Genomic DNA, 3009 nt, shown 5'->3' on the forward strand with positions numbered 1-3009 from the left:
GCCGCCGTCCGACGGGGCAGGCGCGTGCGAGGCGACGGTGCCGCCGGTGGCGGGAGCCGAAGCAGGAGCGGGCGCCGCGGGGGTGCTCGCGTCGGAAGCAGTGACCGCCGGCGCGGCCGGAGCCGGTGCCCCACCGGTGGGCGCCGCGGCATCCGTCTGGATCACGAGGATGGGCGTGCCCACGTCGACCGTCCTGCCCTCGTCGACGAGCAGTTCGGACACGACGCCCTCGAACGCGCTCGGCAGCTCGACCAGCGACTTCGCCGTCTCGATCTCGACGAACACCTGGTCCAGCACGATGCGATCGCCGGGGGCGACATGCCACTGCACGATCTCGGCCTCGGTGAGTCCCTCACCGACATCGGGGAGGGGGAATCGGATCTCGCTCATGCTGTCTACCCTCGCAGTCGATCTATGCCGTCGGCGTCATGTGGTGCGCGGCCGTCAGTACGCCAGTGCGCGGTCGACGGCTTCGAGCACCCGGTCGGGGCTCGGCAGGAACTCGGTCTCCAGGGAGGCGGGCGGGAACGGGGTGTCGAAGCCCGAGACACGGAGCACCGGAGCCTCGAGCGAGTAGAACGCCCGCTCGGCCACGGTGGCCGCGATCTCGGAGCCGACGCTCACGAAGCCGTACGCCTCCTGTGCGACGACGAGCCGGCCGGTGCGCTGTACGGAGTCGAGCAGCGGGCCGTAGTCGATGGGGGAGAGGGACCGCAGGTCGACGACCTCGATGCTGGTGCCCTCGCCGGCAGCGATGTCGGCCGCCTGCAGCAGCGTCGAGACCATCGCGCCGTGTCCGACGACGGTGACGTCGGTGCCCTGGCGGATGACCCGGCTCGCGTGCAGCGGCATGCCGGAGTGGTCCTGGTCGACCGGCCCCTTGGGCCAGTAGCGGCTCTTCGGCTCGAAGAACAGCACCGGGTCGTTCGACGCGATGGCCTCCTGGATCATCCAGTACGCGTCGTGCGGGCTCGATGGGCTCACCACTCGAAGGCCCGGGGTGTGCGCGAAGTACGCCTCGGGGCTCTCCTGGTGGTGCTCGATCGAGCCGATGTGTCCGCCGTAGGGTACGCGGATGACGACGGGCATCGAGACCGTGCCGTCGTGCCGCACCGTCTGGCGGGAGAGCTGCGTGGTGATCTGGTCGAACGCCGGGAAGATGAATCCGTCGAACTGGATCTCGACCACCGGCCGGTAGCCCCGCATCGCGAGGCCGATCGCCGAGCCGACGATGCCCGACTCGGCGAGGGGCGTGTCGAGCACGCGCTTGTCGCCGAACTCGGCCTGCAGGCCCTCGGTCACGCGGAACACGCCGCCGAGGGGGCCGATGTCCTCGCCCATGAGCAGGACCTTGTCGTCGGCGCGCAGCGCCTCGCGGAGGCCGGCGGTGATGGCCTTGGCCATCGAGAGGGTCTGCACGCCGCGCATGCCCGACTCGGATTCGGCTTCGGTGTCGGCTGCGACGGATGCCTCGGGCGCGGGCGTCCGGCGGGTCGGCGCCACCTCGGCCGACGTCGCGACCGCCTCGTCCATCAGGCGCTCGTCGTCAGTGCGTGAGCTCATGCCGCTCCTCCCTCGAAGCCGGACTCGTACGCCTCGAGCCACGCGGACTCCTCGGCCATGAGCGGGTGCGGCTCGCTGTAGACGTGCCGGAAGATCTTGTCGCGCGTGGGCCCCGCGACGTCGAGGGCACGACGGCGCATGTCGGAGGCGACGTCGGCCGCCTCGGTGTCGGCGTCCTCGAAGAACGCCGCCGACGCGCCCCGGCCCTCGAGCCAGGCCCGGTAGCGGGTGATCGGATCGCGCTCGGCCCAGAACGCGACCTCTTCGTCGGTGCGGTACTTGGTGGGGTCGTCAGCCGTGGTGTGCGCGCCCATGCGGTAGGTCACGGCCTCGATGAGGCTGGGCCCCTCGCCGGCGCGGGCCTCCTCGAGCGACTGCCGCGTGACCGCGTAGCTGACGAGCACGTCGTTGCCGTCGATCCGCACGCCGGGCATGCCGAAGCCGCCACCGCGCAGTGAGAGCGGGCTGCGCGACTGCCGCGAGACCGGCACCGAGATCGCCCAGCCGTTGTTCTGCACGAAGAAGACCTGCGGGGTCTGGTAGCTCGAGGCGAAGACGAGGGCCTCGTTGGCGTCGCCCTGCGAGGTGGAGCCGTCGCCGTAGTACACCAGCACCGCGGCATCCGCCTCGGGATCGCCCGTGCCCACCGCGCCGTCGAACTGCATGCCCATGGCGTAGCCGGTCGCGTGCAGCGTCTGGGAGGCGAGCACGAGCGTGTAGAGGTGGAAGTTGCCGTTCTCGGCCGGGTTCCACCCGCCGAGCGTGACGCCCCGCAGCAGCGACAGGATCGCGACGGGGTCGAGGCCGCGGATCATGCCGGCGATGTGCTCGCGATACGACGGGAAGATGTGGTCCTGCGGCCGTGCGGCACGGGCGGAGCCGACCTGGGCGGCCTCCTGCCCGTGGCTGGGCACCCAGAGCGCCAACTGGCCCTGCCGCTGGAGGTTCGCGCCGGCGATGTCGATGCGCCGGGACACGGCCATGTCGCGGTAGAACTGCTCGAGCATCGAGTCGGGGAGCGCCTCGACCAGCGGCAGGTATTCCTCCGCCTCGGGCGTCGGGCGCAGCTCGCCCGATGGGGTCAGGAGCTGGACCGTCGGCACGGTGAAATCTCTCTCGCGGGCTGCCACCGTTCCACGGTACTCGCTACGAGGTGCGCCCTTCTTGTGAAGCCGGTACAAGCTCACCGAGGATGCGGAGGAGGGTTTCGACAGACTCGGGCTCGCCGATCGAGATCCGGATGCCCTCGGGCGGAAACGCCCGCGTCACCAGTCCGGCGTCGAAGAGGCGCTCGGCGACCTCGGCGGTGGCGTCGCCCGTATCGAGTCGGTCGAGACGAGCTTCCCCGGCATGCCGGGCTTCCTCAAGGGGCTCGAGGGCCCCGACCAGCCGCAGGAGGCACGGGCCATCGGCGCGACCATCGACGGCGTGCGGCTCTGGAGCCTC

3 protein-coding genes are annotated in these 3009 nt (G+C 71.2%); all 3 read right to left on the reverse strand.

The genetic code is table 11. The annotated features are described in order from the left end of the window. Positions 1-390 (reverse strand): biotin/lipoyl-containing protein (locus tag GH736_RS20150; protein ID WP_328596926.1); only part of this gene is annotated, 390 nt, incomplete at its 3' end. Positions 391-444: 54 nt separating this feature from the next. Further along, a complete protein-coding gene (locus GH736_RS20155; protein WP_159606507.1) occupies positions 445-1428 on the reverse strand; it encodes an alpha-ketoacid dehydrogenase subunit beta in 984 nt (327 codons plus the stop codon). A 131-nt stretch (positions 1429-1559) separates the two neighbouring features. Next, positions 1560-2693 (reverse strand): thiamine pyrophosphate-dependent dehydrogenase E1 component subunit alpha, encoded by a 1134-nt coding sequence (locus tag GH736_RS20160; protein WP_407922381.1) that lies wholly within the window; start codon positions 2691-2693, stop codon positions 1560-1562. Between the last annotated feature and the right edge of the window lie 316 nt (positions 2694-3009).

Source organism: Agromyces humi, assembly GCF_009720255.1.
Taxonomy (GTDB): domain Bacteria; phylum Actinomycetota; class Actinomycetes; order Actinomycetales; family Microbacteriaceae; genus Agromyces; species Agromyces humi.

Excerpts from the sequence above, each read along its gene's own strand:
- GH736_RS20155 (WP_159606507.1), bottom strand. The coding sequence starts at position 1,428 with ATGCGCGGCGTGCAGACCCTCTCGATGGCCAAGGCCATCACCGCCGGC.